Here is a 15,498-nt window from a genome sequence, read left to right on the forward strand (position 1 = left end):
TGCATCCAATCCGGTCGCTATTTGTTATTGTCGGCAACTTCAAAAGGAGACCCATCAATGACCGACGCCAGCAAAATTCGCGAGCATATGGAAGTGATCGGCGCCGATGGCGTTCATGTCGGCACCGTCGACAAAGTCGAGGGGCAGCGGATCAAGCTCACCAAGGCCGACAGTGGCATGGGCACGCACAAGGGCCATCACCACTATATCCCGCTCAGCCTCGTTGCCGAAGTCGACGGCAAGAAAGTCTGGCTGTCGGCAAATTCGGACGTTGCGGTCACCTTCGAGGAAGAAAAATCCGATCCCACTTGATCCCGGTGTCGCGCAGCGATCACACTGTCGCGCATTCAGCGCGACGACCAGACCGGGAAGAGATCGCCCTCGGCCGGCGTCGCGGCAAAGACGCCGCGGCTGATGGCGCGCGCCATGGTGGCGCCGGCTGCGGCGTAGAGGTCGATCGCATCGTTGGGTGCGAGCTCGATGCCGCTCTTGCCCGTCGCCAGCGCGAACACCAGATCGCCGTCGGCGGGCGTGTGCGTTGGCCAAGTGGCGCGCACGAAGCCGTCATGCGCCGATACGGCAAGGCGTTTTGCCGCTGCCTTGGTGAGAACGGCATCGGTGGCGATGACGGCGATGGTGGTGTTGCCGCCGGGCTCTATGGTCTTGTCGCGGAATTTCAGCAGGATCCTTCTCGCGTCGGCCGGCATTGGCGAGGGATAGCCGAGCCCGCCAAACTCGTCGCCGATTTCGAACGGTGCTGCCCAAAAATGCCTGCTGCGACCGACCGTCACCGAGCCGGTCGGGTTGACGGCGGCCAGCGCGCCGATGGTGACGCCGCTGTCGAGCTCCGTCGAGGCTGAGCCGAGGCCGCCCTTCAAACCCGCACTCAGCGCGCCGGTGCCCGCGCCGACCGTACCGAGTGGAAAGTCGATGCCGGCTGCCTGCGCGGCCTCATAGCCGAGGTCGCGGTAAGGCGGATAGCGGTCCCAATCCTTGTCGCCGCCGTTGCGCAGGTCGAACAGGATCGCCGCCGGCACGATCGGCACGCGAAAGCCGCCGACCTCGACGCCGATATTCCTCTCGCGCAAGGCCGCCTGCACGCCCGATGCGGCGTCGAGACCGAAGGCGGAGCCACCGGAAAGCACGACGGCGTGGATCGCTTCGATGGAATTATGCGGTTCCAGCAGGTCTGTTTCGCGCGTGCCGGGCGCGCCGCCCAGCACCTGGACACCAGCAACCGCCGGTTCATCACAGAGCAGCGCAGTCACGCCCGACTTCAGCCTGGCGTCGGCGGCATTGCCGACACGCAGGCCGGCGACATCGGTAATCAGATTGCGCGGCCCGGTGCGAAACATCACTTCACCTCGAAAGGCACAAAACGCGCACCGTCGAAACGGAAGGCGCGGTAGGGGTTCTGGCTGAGATCGCCCTTTTCGTCGAAACGGACCGGTCCGATCACGGTGGTGAAATCGTGCGCGGTGAGCGCTTCGGCAAGCGGCTTGCCAGAGGTTGCCGCGAGCGCCGCGGCCGCCTTGGCGGTCTCGACCGCCGCATAGGCCGGCAGCGCGTAGCCTTCCGGCGCGATCTCGCGTGCGGCAAAAGCCTCCAGCACCTTGGGGTCGGCGACATCGGACCATTCGGGCGGCGCGATCATCAGTGTGCCGGTGGCATAGGGCACGTCGCCGGGCGGCGTGCGCAGCGTTTCGCCGCCGGCAAAAGTCATGCCGGCATCGAGTTGGCCGGCGTCGCGGCCCATGATGGCGATATCGTCGCCGTCGCCGCCGGCGAAGATGTGCGTCGCGCCGGCTTTCTTCAACCGCCCGATCAGGCCGATCTGGTTGTCGAGCTGCGGCCGGAACGTGTCGACGAACACCGGTTTCAGCGCTGCCTGCTCGGCGGCTGCGCGAAACGTCTCGGCGATTTCGCGGCCATAGATCGTGCCGTCGTCGACGATGGCGAACAGCTCGTTCTGCCAGAGCCGCGTGAGGATGGTGGCGACCGCGTTGCGCTCGTCGTCGCCGCGCGGTCCGAGACGAAACACCGGCCAGCCGGTCTTGGCGCGCCGGTCGGTCAGGCTTTCGGTGCGCACGCCGACGGTGATGACCGGTATATTGGCATCCTTCAGGATGGGCAGTGCCGCCTCGATCGCGTCGGTGCAGAGAAAGCCGACGACCACGCTGACCTTCGCCGCCGCGAATTCCCTCGCTGCGGCGGCGGCGCCATCGGCCGTACAGGCGTCATCGACCGTCTTGAGCTCGGCCCCGTTCGCTTCCGCCGCCAGGCCGGCGCCCGCCACGATCTGCTTGCCGAGGACCGCCGACGGCCCGGACAGGGGTGCCGCGACGCCGACGAGCAGCGTCTCGGCGCTTGCATTGCCGCAGAGCGACAGCCAGGCCAGCAGCGCTATTGTCGTTATCTCGAATCGCATGCGTGCGAAGAATTCCTCCGTGCCGGCCAAGCGTTTCCCGGCACTATGTCCCACAAAGACCTAAAGGCTGCCTAACCCAGGTGCAACACGCGAATTTCAGGATGCGAGTCAAGCACTTCGCTTGTGGCGGGCACTATGTGGCCATATATAACGGTTGGGTTCTAAGGGAAAATCATCGGTGCTGAAGAAGAACGACATTGGGCCGCAGGCCTATCGCGACGCGATGAGCCATTTTGCCGGCCACGTCCATGTGGTCACCACCGATGGTCCCGCTGGCAAGCGTGGCGCGACGGTCATAGCGGCCTGTTCGGTATCGGACACGCCGCCGACCATTCTGGTCTGCCTCAATCGCGAAAATCCCAAGAACGAGCCATTCGTGAAAAATGGCAAATTCGCCTTGAACACATTGGCTTCGCATCAGGAGGCGTTGTCGGTCGGCTTTTCCGGCCTCACCGGCCTTCCGGTCGAAGAGCGTTTCGCGCTGGGCGAATGGGGTGTCATCTCGACCGGTGCGCCGACGCTGAAGGGTGCGCTCGCCGTGTTCGACTGCGAGTTGATCGACACCAAGGACCTCGCCACCCATCGTGTGCTTTTTGGTAAGGTGACAGGGCTGCGCATCGGCGATAATTTGCGGCCGCTGATCTATCACGACCGCGGCTACCACGCTTTGTAGCGCCATGGTTGCACCCACGGAGAGAGAATGACCGAGTTGAAACCGCGCCCGGCGCCGCGGACGATCGACGAGACGCTCGCTCTGCTGACCGGTGCGGACTATGTGGCGGACCGGTCTTTGGCGACAGTGCTGTTTTTATCCCTGCGCATGAAGCGGCCGCTCTTTCTCGAAGGCGAGGCCGGCGTCGGCAAGACGGAGATCGCCAAGGTGCTGGCGCAGGTCCTCGGCCGTCGGCTAATCCGCCTGCAATGCTATGAAGGCCTCGATGTCTCGTCCGCTGTCTACGAGTGGAACTATGCCGCCCAGATGATCGAAATCCGCATGGAGGAGGCGGCTGGCAAAGTCGATCGCTCCGACATGGAGCGCAATGTCTTCTCCGAAAAATACCTGATCCGCCGCCCGGTGCTCGATGCGCTGACGGGCAAGGCCGGCGCCGCCCCGGTCTTCCTGATCGATGAGCTCGACCGCACCGACGAGGCCTTCGAGGCGTTCCTGCTCGAGATCTTGTCGGATTTCCAGGTGACGGTGCCCGAACTCGGCACGATCAGGGCGGAAGAACCGCCTGTTGTCATCATCACCACCAACCGCACCCGCGAGATCCACGACGCGCTGAAGCGGCGCTGTCTCTATCACTGGGTCGATTATCCCAATGCCGAGCGCGAACTGGAGATCGTGCACAGGAAAGTGCCGCAGGCCAACCGCCGGCTCTCGGCGGAGGTGGTTTCTTTCATCCAGAAGCTGCGGCAGATCGAGCTGTTCAAGGTGCCGGGCGTTGCCGAGACCATCGACTGGGCCGGTGCACTGACCGAACTCGACAAGGTGGCGCTCGATCCCGAGACCGTTTCCGACACGATCGGCGTACTCTTGAAATACCAGGACGACATTGCCCGTATCGAACAAGGCGAAAGCCGGCGCATCCTCAACGAGGTGAAAGCCGAGCTTTCAGCAGCGGAGTAAGGGCATGGCGCCGCGTCCCGAACCGAAAGAGGCGACAGCGGACGGGCGCATCGCCGACAACATCGTCTATTTCGCCCGCACCTTGCGCAAGGCGGGCATGCGGGTCGGGCCGGCCTCGGTGAAGGATGCCATCGAGGCAGTGCTGGCCGCTGGCATCGGTTCCCGCGACGATTTCTATTGGACGCTGCACGCCGTGCTGGTGTCGCGGCACGAGGACCATCCCACCTTCGACGAGGCTTTCCGGCTGTTCTGGAAGTCGCATGAGCTGATCGAAAAGATGCTGGCGATGTTTTCGCCGGTGGCGCCTGATAACAGAGAAAAGCAAAAACCCCGTGCGGCTGAGAACCGCGTCAGCCAGGCGATGTTCGAGGGCCACGGCAAGAACCAGCCGCCACAGGAAATCCCTGAAATCGAAGTCGACGCCCGCTTCACCTTCTCCGGCAACGAAGTGCTGCGGGGCAAGGATTTTGCTCAGATGAACGTCGCGGAGATGGCCGAAGCCAAGAAGGAGATCGCTCAGTTGCGGCTGCCCTTCGATATGGTCAGGACACGGCGCTTCAAAGCCGATGCGCATGGCCGCCGCATCGATCCGCGCGCCATGATGCGCTCGGCCGCGCGCACCGGCGGCGAATTGATCCTGCCGAAATTCCGTTCCGCCCGCGAGGTTCATCCGCCGCTGGTCGTGCTTGCCGACATTTCCGGCTCGATGAGCCAGTATACGCGCATCTTCCTGCATTTCCTGCATGCGCTGACGGAAAAGCGCCGGCGCGTCCATGCCTTCGTCTTCGGCACCAGGCTCACCAATTTGACGCGCCAGATGCGCCATCGCGACCCCGACGCCGCACTTGCCGATTGCTCGGCGGCGGTGAAGGACTGGTCGGGCGGCACGCGCATCGGCGACACGCTCTGCGAATTCAACCGGCTGTGGTCGCGACGCGTATTGGGGCAGGGCGCGGTGGTGCTGCTGATCACCGATGGGCTCGAGCGCGACGACGTCGCCGGCCTGTCGGAGGAGATGGAGCGCCTGCACAAATCCTGCCGGCGGCTGATCTGGCTGAACCCACTGCTGCGCTTCGACGGTTTCGAGCCCCGCGCCCGCGGCGTCAAGGCGATGCTGCCGCATGTCGACGAATTCCGCTCGGTGCACAATCTCGATGCGCTGGCCGATCTCTGCGCCTCGCTGGACAAGAAATCGGCGCTGCCGGTCGATCCGCGCCGATGGCTGCAAGCTGGCGAGAGGCGCGTCGCGTAACCATATCTTTCGCGGGGAAAACATATGTTCCTCCGGGAAAAACAGACCCTGAGAGAAGCGATCATGGAAAACAGCATCTATCTCGATGAGGCCCGCGATCCCCTGATCATCGCGGAAGGCTGGATGAAGGACGGCAAGGATGTCGCCATCGCAACCGTGGTCGAGACCTGGGGTTCGGCGCCGCGGCCTGTCGGCAGCCATCTGGTCATCGACGCGGACGGCAATTTCCACGGCTCGGTTTCGGGCGGCTGCGTCGAGGGCGCGGTGGTGACCGAGGCGATCGACGTCATCGGTTCAGGCAAGGCCAGGATGCTGGAGTTCGGCGTCGCCGACGAGACCGCCTGGCAGGTCGGCCTGTCCTGCGGTGGCCGAATAAAGGTCTATGTCGAGCGGCTTGGCTAGAGGCATGATCCCGAAAAGTGGGTACCGGTTTTCGGACAAGATCATGCTCAAACGAAAGATCTTTTGATGGATCCGTACGCCCTGAAAACGTTGAATGCCGAACGCCGCGCCCGCCGCGCGGCGATCCTGGTCACCGATCTTGGCGACGGCCGCGACCGCATCGTGCGCGAAGGCGATCAGGTCGCCGGCGATCTCGGAGCGGCGATCGCTAGGGCGTTTCGCACCGGCAATTCCGGCCCGGTCGAAGCTGAAGGACGGACCTTCTTTCTCAACGCGCACCTGCCGCAGCCACGCCTGGTGGTGATCGGCGCCGTCCACATCAGCCAGGCGCTGGCGCCGATGGCGAAAATCGCCGGCTACCCCGTCGAGATCGTCGATCCGCGCACGGCGTTCGCCACACCTGACCGTTTTCCCGATGTAGCGCTCCATGCCGAGTGGCCTCAGGATGTGCTTTCGCGCCAGCCGCTGGACGGCTACACGGCGCTAGCCGCCGTCACCCATGATCCGAAGATCGACGATTTCGCGCTGAAGGCGGCACTCGACGCCAACTGCTTCTATGTCGGTGCGCTCGGCAGCCGCAAGACACACGCCAAGCGCGTCGAGCGCTTGCTGGCCTTGGGCGCCACAGCCGATCAGATCGCCCGCATCCACGCGCCGATCGGCCTCGATATTGGTGCCTCGAGCCCGGCCGAGATCGCCGTCGCCATCCTCGCGCAGACGATTCATGCCTTCCGCTCGCGCGGCCTGGAAGCCAAGGGCGCTGTGGCGTGAAATTTGGCCCGGTTCCGATCGATCATGCCGAAGGTGCGGTGCTGGCGCACGCCACTACGGCCGGCGACCGGCGTTTCCGCAAGGCGCACCGGCTGAGCACCGATGATATCGCGTCGCTGAAGTCGGTCGGCATTTCGGAAGTTGTCGCGGCGGTCCTCGCTCCAGACGATCTCGGTGAGGATGCTGCCGCCGAGAAAATCGCGCAAGGCATGATCTATCGCAACATCGAAGCGAAGCCTGCCGCGACCGGGAGGGTCAACCTTCACGCCGAGGCTGCCGGCATCTTCACCGTCGATGCGGCGGTGATCGACGCCATCAACGCTGTCGATCCGACCATCACCATCGCCACGCTGGCGCAGCACGCGCCGGTCGAAAAGGGACAGATGGTCGCGACGGTAAAGATCATTCCCTTTGCCGTTGCCTCAGTCCTGGTCGATGCCGTGAAAAAAATCTGCGCCGGCGGCGAGATCTTTGCCGTCAACGCCTACCAGCCGGTGCGTGTCGGCGTCATCCAGACCGTGCTGCCCGGCATCAAACCGAGCGTGCTGGACAAGACGTTGCGGGTCACCGAAGCGCGGCTGGCGCGCTCAGGCGGCAGGCTGACAGCGGAGCGTCGCACGCCGCATGAGGTTGCCCCGGTAGCGGAGGCCGCGGTCTCGTTGGCGCGCGACAATGACATGGTGGTGATTTTCGGCGCCTCCGCAATGAGCGATTTCGGCGACGTTATTCCGGCCGCGATCGAGAAAGCCGGCGGCATCGTCATCCGTGCCGGCATGCCGGTCGATCCCGGCAATCTCTTGGTGCTCGGCGTGCTTGCCGGCAAGCGCGTCATCGGCGCGCCCGGCTGCGCCCGCAGTCCCAAGGAGAACGGCTTCGACTGGGTTCTCGACAGGCTGATTGCCGGGCTCGACGTAACGGCAAAGGACATCGCCGGCATGGGCGTCGGCGGGCTGCTGATGGAAATCCCGACACGGCCGCAGCCGCGCGACCCGCTGCTGTCCAGAGCCGAACCGAAGGTCGATATCGTGCTGCTGGCTGCCGGCCGTTCCAGCCGCATGGGCGGCCCGAACAAGCTGATGGCGCTGTTCGATGGCAAGCCGCTGGTGCGCCGCACCGCCGAACGCGCGCTTGGCTCCAAAGCCGCGAACACGATCGTCGTCACCGGCCACCAGCACAAGCGTGTGCGGGCGGCATTGTCGGGGCTCGACGTTGTCTTCGCCGACAATCCTGATTTCGCCGAAGGCCTGTCGTCCTCGCTGAAGGCCGGCATCGCTAGAGTCAGCGATCACGCCGCCGGCGCGATGATCGTTCTCGGCGACATGCCGGGCATCTCGTCGGCCGACCTCGACAGGCTGATCGATACTTTCCGCAAGTCGGAGGGCCGAGCCGTTGTGCGCGCCTCGCACCAGGGAAAGCGCGGCAACCCGGTGTTGTTGCCGCGTTCGCTGTTTCCAGCGATAGCGCATCTGGAGGGCGATACCGGCGCGCGCCATCTGGTCGAGGCCGAGGGGCTCGATGTCGTCGATGTCGAGATTGGCGAGGGAGCGGCCGTCGATGTCGACACCCCAGAGGCGCTGGAGAGTGCCGGCGGCGTGCTGCAGGATTGACAAACCAAAGCCGAAAAACGCATGGCTGGGACATGGCTATCGGCTCCCTTCCGCCCGCGTCTGCGCTTGTACCCCCCTCTGGCCTGCCGGCCACCTCCCCCTCAAGGGGGGAGATCGGACCTCGCTCCGGCTTTCGCCAATCTCCAAGGTCACAGGATGACCGGCGCCATGGAAGCTGCCAATCTCCCTTCTTGAGGGGGAGGTGGCCGGCAGGCCAGAGGGGGGCGGCCGCGCTCCATGCCCTTCTAATTTCGTTGTTTTTCCTTTCTTCTGCCGCTTACGCCACCGCTCTCGAACTAAAGCCCTTCAAGGACGATCTCTTCGCCTATCCGGCGACACTCTCGTCCGGGAACAATGGCGCCTACACCGTCATCGACTATCGTGAGCTGCGCGATATCAACGCTCGCGACGAAGTGCCGGAGCGCCGGGTGCATGCTCAATATGTCGATACCGGTGTGCGCAAGGTGCAGCGGGATCTGTTGCTGAAGACCGACGCGGGCGATGTCCGCCATGTCGCCGTCGGCAAGACTGATGGCGCCGGTATCATCGTGCTCTACTTGCACGGGCAAGGCGGCAGCCGGAAGCAAGGCGTCGACGACTTCACCTTCGGCGGCAATTTCAACCGCATCAAGAACCTGATGGCCGGCAATGGCGGCCTCTATCTCAGCCCGGATTTTACCGATTTCGGCGACACAGGTGCGGCGCAGGTCGCGGCGCTGATAAGCCACTATGCCGAACGGTCACCGGGCGCGAAGATCTTCGTCGCCTGCGGTTCGATGGGCGGCGCGCTGTGCTGGAAGCTGGCTGCCCGCAAGGACAGTGGCGGTCGCATCGACGGGCTGTTGCTGCTCGGCTCTCTGTGGGACGAGAGGTTTTTCGCAAGCCCTGCCTATAAGCGCCGCGTGCCGGTCTTCTTCGGCCAGGGCAGCAAGGATCCGGTCTTTCCCGTTGCAAACCAGGAAACCTTCTTCCGCTCGATCCTGGCCAAATCGAAGACTTATCCGACCCGCTTTGTCCGCTTCGAGACCGGCACCCACGGTACGCCGATCCGCATGGCCGACTGGCGCGGCACGCTCAACTGGATGCTGTCGAAAGCGCCCTGATGCGTAGCGTCCTTCAAGGCGGGGTGTTGTAGTCGAGCACGGTCTGCGGGTTGATCTCGCCGTCATACGACGCATCGACATCGTACTGCACCAGCGAGAAATTGCCGTTGCGGAACAGATAGGTGCCGGCCGATGAGGCGTCGCCGACACCGCGCCATTTGTTCATGGACGAGATCGTCTTGGTGGCGTCGTCATAGCCGGAATTGACCAGCTGGTCGTCGGTCTGGAAGCCGATGATGTTGATAGACTCGACCTTGCCTTCGCTGTTGTTGTTCTCATAGCGGATATCGAGTTCCGGCGAAGCAAACTGCAGCTGCCGCACGCCCGATACGTCGTCGAAGATGTAGTAGACGGCGCTCTCATTGTAAGCCGCCATCGAGCAGAAGAAGCGGAACAGCCGCATCTCGCGTTCGGGTTCGTCGGCGGCAGCATTGGCATCCTTGTAGAGGAGCGTATAGGTCTCCGGCTCGCCGACTGGCTTGCCCTCCGGCGTTTCCTTGTCGCACTGGTCGGCATAGGTGGCGGCGAAGACCTTCTTGGCCTGCTCCAGCGCCGAGTCTTTCTTCGGTGGCGGCGGGCCGTCACCACAGCTTTCCGGCACCGCCTCCTCGAAATCGGCCGTCGCCGGCTTCAGCGCACCCTTGTCGATGAAGATCGGGGTAAATGGCGGTTCCTGGATCGAGGCATTGACCTGGCGCAGCGTGTAGCAGCCGGCGAAGACCGTCTCCTTGCCATCCTTGTCGGTCGCGCGGATGGCGACGGGAACATTGTAGTATATGCTGCCGGCCGCGCCATCTTCGGACACGGCGCCGGTTTGGACCTCGACCTTGTCGGTACCGTCATAGCCCTTGACGAATGTGTCGAAGTCCTTGGCCGGCTTGGTGTCGCCGAAATAGCCCCAGGCGCGCGCGAATTCCTGCCGGCCGATGGCGCTGTAGAGTGAGCGGACGACCGCTTCAGCTGTGGACCGATCGTCGACATAGGGCGCCTCGGCGGCGAGCACTGGCTGGCCCGCTACGGCAAGGGAGAAAAAAGCGGTTGCTGCAACAATGGCGCTTCTCATCGGCGAATCTCCACCTGATGAGAAATTCTATCATACCGATTGCGGCGGCGCGGTGACGCTTGAAGAATCGCTGAGGAAGGCGCTACGTCCCGCCGCCGGCGTTCCGGCCGGACAGGAGAAACTCACGTGACCATATCGATGTATGAGGCATCCGTGCCGGTGTTTACGGCCAGGTTGAAAGCGCTGGCCGACATATTGTCGGCGGCCGAACAGAATGCGCTTGACCGCAAGATCGATCCACAGGTCTTTTTGACCTCGAGGCTTGCGCCCGACATGTTCGCCTTGACCAGGCAGGTGCAGATTGCCACAGACCACGCCAAGGGCGCGCCGTCACGGCTTGCCGGCCGCGAAGTGCCGAAATACGAGGACAATGAGGCGAGCTTTGCCGATTTGCAGGCACGCATCGCCAAGACCCTGGACCTTTTGGCGACGTTCTCGGCTGCCGATTTCGATGGCTCTGACGACAAGATGATCGAACTGAAGCTTGGCCAACGCGAAATCTCGATGGCCGGCATGCAATATCTGCTGCATCTGGCCATGCCCAACTTCTACTTCCACGTGACCACCGCCTACGACATTTTGCGCCACAATGGCGTGCCGCTGAGCAAGGCGATCTTCCTGGGATCACGCTGAGACTTTGAGGTTTCCCGGTCCCGCCGGGAAACCTCGCACCACTAAATATTCAGCGGAGCGACATCTCGCGGGCAATGCGCGGGAAATCAGCCGGCTTGACGCCGATGTCGGCGCGGTCGGCATTGCTCATCGAGTGAAGCAGGGCAAGTGCCGCGCGATAGCGCAGATGCTCCTGCGGACGCGGACGGGCAAACATTTCAGTGAAGAACCCCATGAATCAGGCCCCTTGTTGATCCTCCACGGCCCTCAATATAGGCAAATCATGACAATTGTGCAGTGCAGCATTTGCATGGCAGCCATGCCGCATCGATTTTTCTGATCACAATCGACGTGTCCTCTGAAACTTCTGGCGCGGTCGAACGTAGGTATAGTGCCGGCTTAGGCTGGTTTTTCCTCGCCATTCCTGGCGGACTTCCGGGCTGCATGGAAATGCAGTCCGGCTTTTTGTATAAACACAACGAGACCAAACGGCAGGCGGGCTTGGAGACAAGCGGTGCCTTCCTGTATGATGTGATTTCCTCCCTAGCGCAGCCGCGCAACGCTTTCCCGCCGGAGAAAATTCCATGGACAAACGCCGCCTCGGTCGGACCGATCTTCTTGTTTCCCGGATTTGCCTGGGATCGATGACCTGGGGCCAGCAGAACACCGAGGCGGAAGGGCATGCGCAGATGGATCTGGCCTTTTCGCGCGGCGTCAATTTCATCGACACGGCAGAACTCTATCCGATCCCGCCCAAGGCCGAGACGCAGGGCCGAACCGAAAAGATCATCGGCAGCTGGATGAAGGCGAATGGCAATCGCGACCAGGTGATCCTGGCCTCGAAGGTGGTCGGCCGCACCGCCAACGCATGGTTTCGCGGCGACCGTCCGTCGAAGCTGGTGCGCGCCGACATTTTCGACGCCGTCGAAAAGTCGCTGGCGAAGCTCGGTACCGACTATATCGATCTCTACCAGATCCATTGGCCGGAACGCGATATTCCCTGGGGCGCCAATCCGAACCGCGTCGGCGCCGTGCCGCGGCGGGCCGACGCTGTTGGCGCGCTGGCCGGTGAGACGCCGATCGCCGAGACGCTCTCCGTCTTCGACGAGTTGGTGAAGGCAGGAAAAATCCGCCACTTCGGCCTGTCGAATGAGAGTTCCTGGGGCGTCATGCGCTTCATCGCCGAGGCTGACAAAGGCGTCGGGCCGCGCGTCGTGTCGGTGCAGAACGCCTATAATCTCGTCAATCGCGGCTTCGAGGTGAACCTCGCCGAAGTCTGCGAGCGCGAACAGATCTCACTGCTTCCGTACTCGCCGCTTGCGCAAGGCTATCTGACCGGCAAATACGATCATGGGGCGCGGCCGCAGGGCTCGCGCTCGCAGCTCTTCAACCGCGGCCAGCGCTATGAGACGCCAAATGCTGCCGAGGTGCAGTTCGAATACAACGAGTTGGCGCGCTCCTTCGGCATGGAGCCGGCGTTGTTTGCCAATGCCTATGTCGCAAGCCGGCCCTTCGTTACCTCGAACATCGTTGGCGCCACGGCGATCTGGCAGCTCGAAATGGCGCTGTCTTCAGTCGACGTGACCTGGACCGAGGAGATGCAGAAGGCGGTCGATGCCATCCACCAGCGCGTCGGCAACCCGTGTCCGTAGGCGGGGCAGAAATGAATTTTCCGATCGAGGCCGTGCGGGAACGATTTCCGGCGCTCTCCCTGACCGACAAGGGCCGCCGTCGCATCTATCTCGACAATCCGGCCGGCACGCAGGTGCCGCGGACGGTTGCCGATGCGGTGGCGCGCTGCCTTTTGACCACAAACGCCAATCTCGGCGGCTTTTTCGAAACCACTATCGCGGCGCAAGAAGTTGTCGACGACGCCCATGCGGCGATGGCCGATTTCCTCGGCGCCGCGAGCCCCGAGGAAATCATCATCGGCGCCAACATGACGACGCTGACCTATCACATGTCGCGCACGCTCGGCCGCACGATGAAACCGGGCGACGAGATCATCCTCACCCGCATCGACCATGAGGGCAACGTCTCGCCCTGGTTGCAACTGGCCGAGGACCTCGGCCTCGTCGTGCGCTGGTTGCCCTTCGACGAGCAGAGCTGGCAGGTCGAGGAGGCCGCGCTTGCCGCGCTGATCACCAACAGGACGCGGCTTGTCGCCCTGAACTACGCCAGCAATCTCACCGGCTCGATCAATCGGGTGAAGGCGCTCACCCGCATTGCAAAACAGGCCTGCGCCCTGGTCTATGTCGACGCCGTGCAGTTCGCACCGCACGGCCTGATCGACGTGCAGGATCTCGGCTGCGATTTCCTGATCTGTTCGGCCTACAAATTCTTCGGCCCGCATATGGGCATTCTTTGGGGGCGTCGCGCGGTCATCGATGCGCTGCAGCCGTACAAATGCCGCTGCTCTTCCAACGGTCTGCCGGAGCGGTTCGAACTCGGCACGCCGCAGATAGAACTGATGGCCGGCCTGTCGGCCGCTGTCGACTATTTCGCGGAACTGGGTGCTGTGGCGGGCGAGGGCGGGTCGCGCCGGCAGAAGATTGCCAAGGCGTTCGAGCTGTCCATCGCCTACGAGAATCCGCTGGCGCAAAGGCTGATTGACGGTCTGTCCGACATTTCAGGCCTGACCATCCATGGCATCACCGATCCGGCGCGCCTTGGCGAACGCGTGCCGACGGTCTCCTTCACCGTCGACGGCATGGACCCGGAGACGATCGCGCGGCAGATGAACGCCGAAAACATCTTCCTCTGGTCCGGCCACAACTATGCCTGGGAGATCGTCCAACAACTCGGCATTCCCGCCGACCAGGGCGTCGTGCGCATAGGCATTGCGCACTACAATACGGCGACCGAAATCGACGAGACGCTGGAGAGCGTGCATCGGGTGATCGCCATGCTGAGGCAGGAGCGGTCGTAAACAGGCGTTCGATTACCGCTTCCTGCCGCCCCCAAAGCCGGTCAGGAACGCGGTGAGATTGTCGCCGAGTTCATCGCAGAGATAGCCGCCTTCCTGGACGATCACAGTCGGCAGGCCGAGCCGAGCAATGGCCTCGCCGATGCGCGAGAAGCCTGGCGTCGTTACCGACAGCCCGCCGAACGGATCGCCTTCGAAGGCATCGAGCCCCAGCGCCACGACCAGCGCTTCCGGCGCAAAGGCGCTGATGCGCTGGAACACCGCATTCAGCGCTTCGAGGAACGCGGCATCGCCCGATTTGCGCGGCAGCGGCAGGTTGAAATTGTAGCCGAGGCCGGCGCCTTCGCCGCGTTCGTCGGCATAACCCCAGAAGAACGGATAGAAGCGCAGCGGATCGGCATGCAGCGAGATGGTGAACACGTCCGGCCGCGCATAGAAGACGCCTTGCGTGCCGTTGCCGTGATGCAGGTCGACATCGAGGATCGCCACCCGCGCGGCTTGCTTGCGCAGCACTTGGGCCGCGACTGCCGAATTGTTGATGAAGCAGAAGCCGCCGGCGACATCGGCAAAGGCGTGGTGGCCGGGAGGACGGCAGAGCGCATAGGCCGCAGGCGCGCCTGACATTACCGCTTCGGCAGCCTCGACGGCGCTCCAGGCGCTCCAAAGCGCGCTGTTCCAGGTCTCGCCGGAGATCGGGCAAGCGGTGTCGGCCATGTGGTAGCCGGCCTGGCCGACCGCCGAAGCCGGATAAGAGCCGCCGCGCGCGATCGGATGGATGTTGGGGATGACTTCGGCCGAAGCGCCCTCGATGCGCTGCCAGCGCGCGAAGATATGCTCGAGGAAATCGAGATATTCGGGCGTATGCACCGCAGCAATCGGCTCCAGCCCATGATCCCTCGGCCGCTCGATCGTGCAGCCGGCGGCCCTGGCTCCAGCCAACAATCGCTCGACCCGTTCCGGCTTTTCCGGGTTGGGTTGCTGCGCACCGCTGGAGAGGAAAGCCTTTGGATCGTGGCGTTTCTGTTCCTCGGCATAGAAGGCTTTCATAGTGTTCCCTCATCCTCGGGCGCATCGGCGAAGGCGAAGAAGGCGTCGCCGACGATCTTCTGCACCTGCTCGTAGCTCGACCAGGCTATGCCAAGCCGTTCATAAAAAGCCTTGGCGGTTTCATTGTCGGTATCGACGGACAGCCTGAGATAGACGCCGCCGTCCTTCCGGCATTCTCGCGCGACGCGGCGCAGCAGGCACTCGCCGATCCTGCGGCCGCGAAAAAGGTCGTCGACATAAAGGTCCTGCACATAGACGCCGGGCCGCCCCATCCAGGTCGAGAAGATCGGGAAATGCAGGCAGAGGCCGGCGAATTCGCCGCCCACCTCCGCGATCAGGGTGGAGAAGGCGGGTTTCTCGCCAAAGCCGTAGATGCGCAAATCGTTAGGCGTCGAGGTGATCTCCTGATGCGCGCCGATATGGTCGCCGAGGCGTAAGAGCGCGGTGTGGATCGTCTCGATATCCTCGACGGTGCCGGGGCGGATCAGAATCTTGGACGAGGGAGCCGTCACTGTAGGCGAGGTGCCAAGGCACCCCCCTCTGTCCTGCCGGACATCTCCCCCTCAAGGGGGGAGATCAAATGTCGCTTCGGCTTTCGCCAATCTTCAACGTTGCAGAAAGGGAGCGGTCGGCGAAGCTGCCGATCTCCCCCCTTGA

General features: G+C 63.3%; 18 protein-coding genes. 12 read left to right on the forward strand and 6 right to left on the reverse strand.

All coding sequences use genetic code 11. The annotated features are described in order from the left end of the window. The first annotated feature begins 57 nt into the window (after positions 1-57). Positions 58-312, forward strand: coding sequence for a DUF2171 domain-containing protein (locus tag MESS2_RS16430; protein ID WP_006332917.1), 255 nt, complete (start codon positions 58-60; stop codon positions 310-312). Between the two features lie 35 nt (positions 313-347). Here the strand turns inward: MESS2_RS16430 and MESS2_RS16435 are convergent, their stop codons facing one another. Next, on the reverse strand, positions 348-1,355 hold the full coding sequence (locus MESS2_RS16435; protein WP_008875507.1) for a P1 family peptidase: 1,008 nt from the start codon (positions 1,353-1,355) through the stop codon (positions 348-350). Next, complete coding sequence (locus MESS2_RS16440) at positions 1,355-2,428, reverse strand: branched-chain amino acid ABC transporter substrate-binding protein (protein WP_083918558.1); 1,074 nt, start codon at positions 2,426-2,428, stop codon at positions 1,355-1,357. Before MESS2_RS16440 ends, MESS2_RS16435 begins: the two co-directional genes overlap by 1 nt. 178 nt (positions 2,429-2,606) lie before the next feature. Here MESS2_RS16440 and MESS2_RS16445 point away from each other — a divergent pair, with 178 nt between their 5' ends. The 7 genes from MESS2_RS16445 (at position 2,607) to MESS2_RS16475 (ending at position 9,193) form a co-directional block, all read left to right on the forward strand. Further along, positions 2,607-3,101 (forward strand): flavin reductase, encoded by a 495-nt coding sequence (locus MESS2_RS16445; RefSeq protein WP_008875509.1) that lies wholly within the window; start codon positions 2,607-2,609, stop codon positions 3,099-3,101. A 27-nt stretch (positions 3,102-3,128) separates the two neighbouring features. Next, on the forward strand, positions 3,129-4,058 hold the full coding sequence (locus MESS2_RS16450; RefSeq protein ID WP_008875510.1) for an AAA family ATPase: 930 nt from the start codon (positions 3,129-3,131) through the stop codon (positions 4,056-4,058). A 4-nt stretch (positions 4,059-4,062) separates the two neighbouring features. Beyond that, positions 4,063-5,310, forward strand: a complete 1,248-nt coding sequence (locus tag MESS2_RS16455) for a vWA domain-containing protein (protein ID WP_008875511.1) — start codon at positions 4,063-4,065, stop codon at positions 5,308-5,310. A gap of 63 nt (positions 5,311-5,373) precedes the next feature. Further along, positions 5,374-5,712: an XdhC family protein gene (locus tag MESS2_RS16460; protein WP_040593291.1), complete on the forward strand. Its 339-nt coding sequence runs from the start codon at positions 5,374-5,376 to the stop codon at positions 5,710-5,712. A 66-nt stretch (positions 5,713-5,778) separates the two neighbouring features. Beyond that, a complete protein-coding gene (locus tag MESS2_RS16465) occupies positions 5,779-6,483 on the forward strand; it encodes an XdhC family protein (RefSeq protein WP_008875513.1) in 705 nt (234 codons plus the stop codon). After that, on the forward strand, positions 6,480-8,090 hold the full coding sequence (locus MESS2_RS16470) for an NTP transferase domain-containing protein (RefSeq protein WP_008875514.1): 1,611 nt from the start codon (positions 6,480-6,482) through the stop codon (positions 8,088-8,090). The genes MESS2_RS16465 and MESS2_RS16470 overlap by 4 nt, the downstream gene beginning before the upstream one ends. 191 nt (positions 8,091-8,281) lie before the next feature. Beyond that, complete coding sequence (locus MESS2_RS16475; protein WP_008875515.1) at positions 8,282-9,193, forward strand: alpha/beta hydrolase; 912 nt, start codon at positions 8,282-8,284, stop codon at positions 9,191-9,193. A 13-nt stretch (positions 9,194-9,206) separates the two neighbouring features. Here the strand turns inward: MESS2_RS16475 and MESS2_RS16480 are convergent, their stop codons facing one another. Next, complete coding sequence (locus tag MESS2_RS16480) at positions 9,207-10,256, reverse strand: DUF1176 domain-containing protein (RefSeq protein WP_040593284.1); 1,050 nt, start codon at positions 10,254-10,256, stop codon at positions 9,207-9,209. A gap of 126 nt (positions 10,257-10,382) precedes the next feature. Between MESS2_RS16480 and MESS2_RS16485 the strand changes: the two genes are divergently transcribed. After that, positions 10,383-10,889 carry a DUF1993 domain-containing protein gene (locus tag MESS2_RS16485; protein ID WP_008875518.1) on the forward strand — a complete coding sequence of 169 codons (507 nt, stop codon included), beginning with the start codon at positions 10,383-10,385 and terminating at the stop codon, positions 10,887-10,889. Positions 10,890-10,938: 49 nt separating this feature from the next. On the opposite strand, the gene MESS2_RS31155 is transcribed toward MESS2_RS16485, so the two are convergent. Further along, positions 10,939-11,103, reverse strand: coding sequence for a hypothetical protein (locus MESS2_RS31155; RefSeq protein WP_006332943.1), 165 nt, complete (start codon positions 11,101-11,103; stop codon positions 10,939-10,941). A 62-nt stretch (positions 11,104-11,165) separates the two neighbouring features. Between MESS2_RS31155 and MESS2_RS32335 the strand changes: the two genes are divergently transcribed. The 3 genes from MESS2_RS32335 to MESS2_RS16495 are packed head-to-tail and all read left to right on the forward strand — an operon-like array spanning position 11,166 to position 13,797. Then, positions 11,166-11,516 carry a hypothetical protein gene (locus MESS2_RS32335; protein WP_008875519.1) on the forward strand — a complete coding sequence of 117 codons (351 nt, stop codon included), beginning with the start codon at positions 11,166-11,168 and terminating at the stop codon, positions 11,514-11,516. Further along, on the forward strand, positions 11,453-12,520 hold the full coding sequence (locus MESS2_RS16490) for an aldo/keto reductase (protein ID WP_008875520.1): 1,068 nt from the start codon (positions 11,453-11,455) through the stop codon (positions 12,518-12,520). Before MESS2_RS32335 ends, MESS2_RS16490 begins: the two co-directional genes overlap by 64 nt. 11 nt (positions 12,521-12,531) lie before the next feature. After that, the gene (locus MESS2_RS16495; protein WP_040593286.1) at positions 12,532-13,797 is read left to right on the forward strand and encodes a cysteine desulfurase-like protein; all 1,266 of its coding nucleotides are present in this window, start codon (positions 12,532-12,534) and stop codon (positions 13,795-13,797) included. Between the two features lie 12 nt (positions 13,798-13,809). Here MESS2_RS16495 and MESS2_RS16500 read toward each other — a convergent pair whose 3' ends face one another. Next, the gene (locus MESS2_RS16500; protein WP_008875522.1) at positions 13,810-14,841 is read right to left on the reverse strand and encodes a histone deacetylase family protein; all 1,032 of its coding nucleotides are present in this window, start codon (positions 14,839-14,841) and stop codon (positions 13,810-13,812) included. Further along, positions 14,838-15,353 carry a GNAT family N-acetyltransferase gene (locus MESS2_RS16505; protein ID WP_008875523.1) on the reverse strand — a complete coding sequence of 172 codons (516 nt, stop codon included), beginning with the start codon at positions 15,351-15,353 and terminating at the stop codon, positions 14,838-14,840. Before MESS2_RS16505 ends, MESS2_RS16500 begins: the two co-directional genes overlap by 4 nt. Between the last annotated feature and the right edge of the window lie 145 nt (positions 15,354-15,498).

It is taken from the genome of Mesorhizobium metallidurans STM 2683, from assembly GCF_000350085.1.
Lineage (GTDB): Bacteria > Pseudomonadota > Alphaproteobacteria > Rhizobiales > Rhizobiaceae > Mesorhizobium > Mesorhizobium metallidurans.

Coding starts and splice junctions, on each gene's coding strand:
- MESS2_RS16430 (WP_006332917.1), top strand. CDS start 58: ATGACCGACGCCAGCAAAATTCGCGAGCATATGGAAGTGATCGGCGCC.
- MESS2_RS16500 (WP_008875522.1), bottom strand. CDS start 14,841: ATGAAAGCCTTCTATGCCGAGGAACAGAAACGCCACGATCCAAAGGCT.
- MESS2_RS16495 (WP_040593286.1), top strand. CDS start 12,532: ATGAATTTTCCGATCGAGGCCGTGCGGGAACGATTTCCGGCGCTCTCC.
- MESS2_RS16465 (WP_008875513.1), top strand. CDS start 5,779: ATGGATCCGTACGCCCTGAAAACGTTGAATGCCGAACGCCGCGCCCGC.
- MESS2_RS16480 (WP_040593284.1), bottom strand. CDS start 10,256: ATGAGAAGCGCCATTGTTGCAGCAACCGCTTTTTTCTCCCTTGCCGTA.
- MESS2_RS31155 (WP_006332943.1), bottom strand. CDS start 11,103: ATGGGGTTCTTCACTGAAATGTTTGCCCGTCCGCGTCCGCAGGAGCAT.
- MESS2_RS16450 (WP_008875510.1), top strand. CDS start 3,129: ATGACCGAGTTGAAACCGCGCCCGGCGCCGCGGACGATCGACGAGACG.
- MESS2_RS16460 (WP_040593291.1), top strand. CDS start 5,374: ATGGAAAACAGCATCTATCTCGATGAGGCCCGCGATCCCCTGATCATC.
- MESS2_RS16455 (WP_008875511.1), top strand. CDS start 4,063: ATGGCGCCGCGTCCCGAACCGAAAGAGGCGACAGCGGACGGGCGCATC.
- MESS2_RS16440 (WP_083918558.1), bottom strand. CDS start 2,428: ATGCGATTCGAGATAACGACAATAGCGCTGCTGGCCTGGCTGTCGCTC.
- MESS2_RS16435 (WP_008875507.1), bottom strand. CDS start 1,355: ATGTTTCGCACCGGGCCGCGCAATCTGATTACCGATGTCGCCGGCCTG.
- MESS2_RS16490 (WP_008875520.1), top strand. CDS start 11,453: ATGGACAAACGCCGCCTCGGTCGGACCGATCTTCTTGTTTCCCGGATT.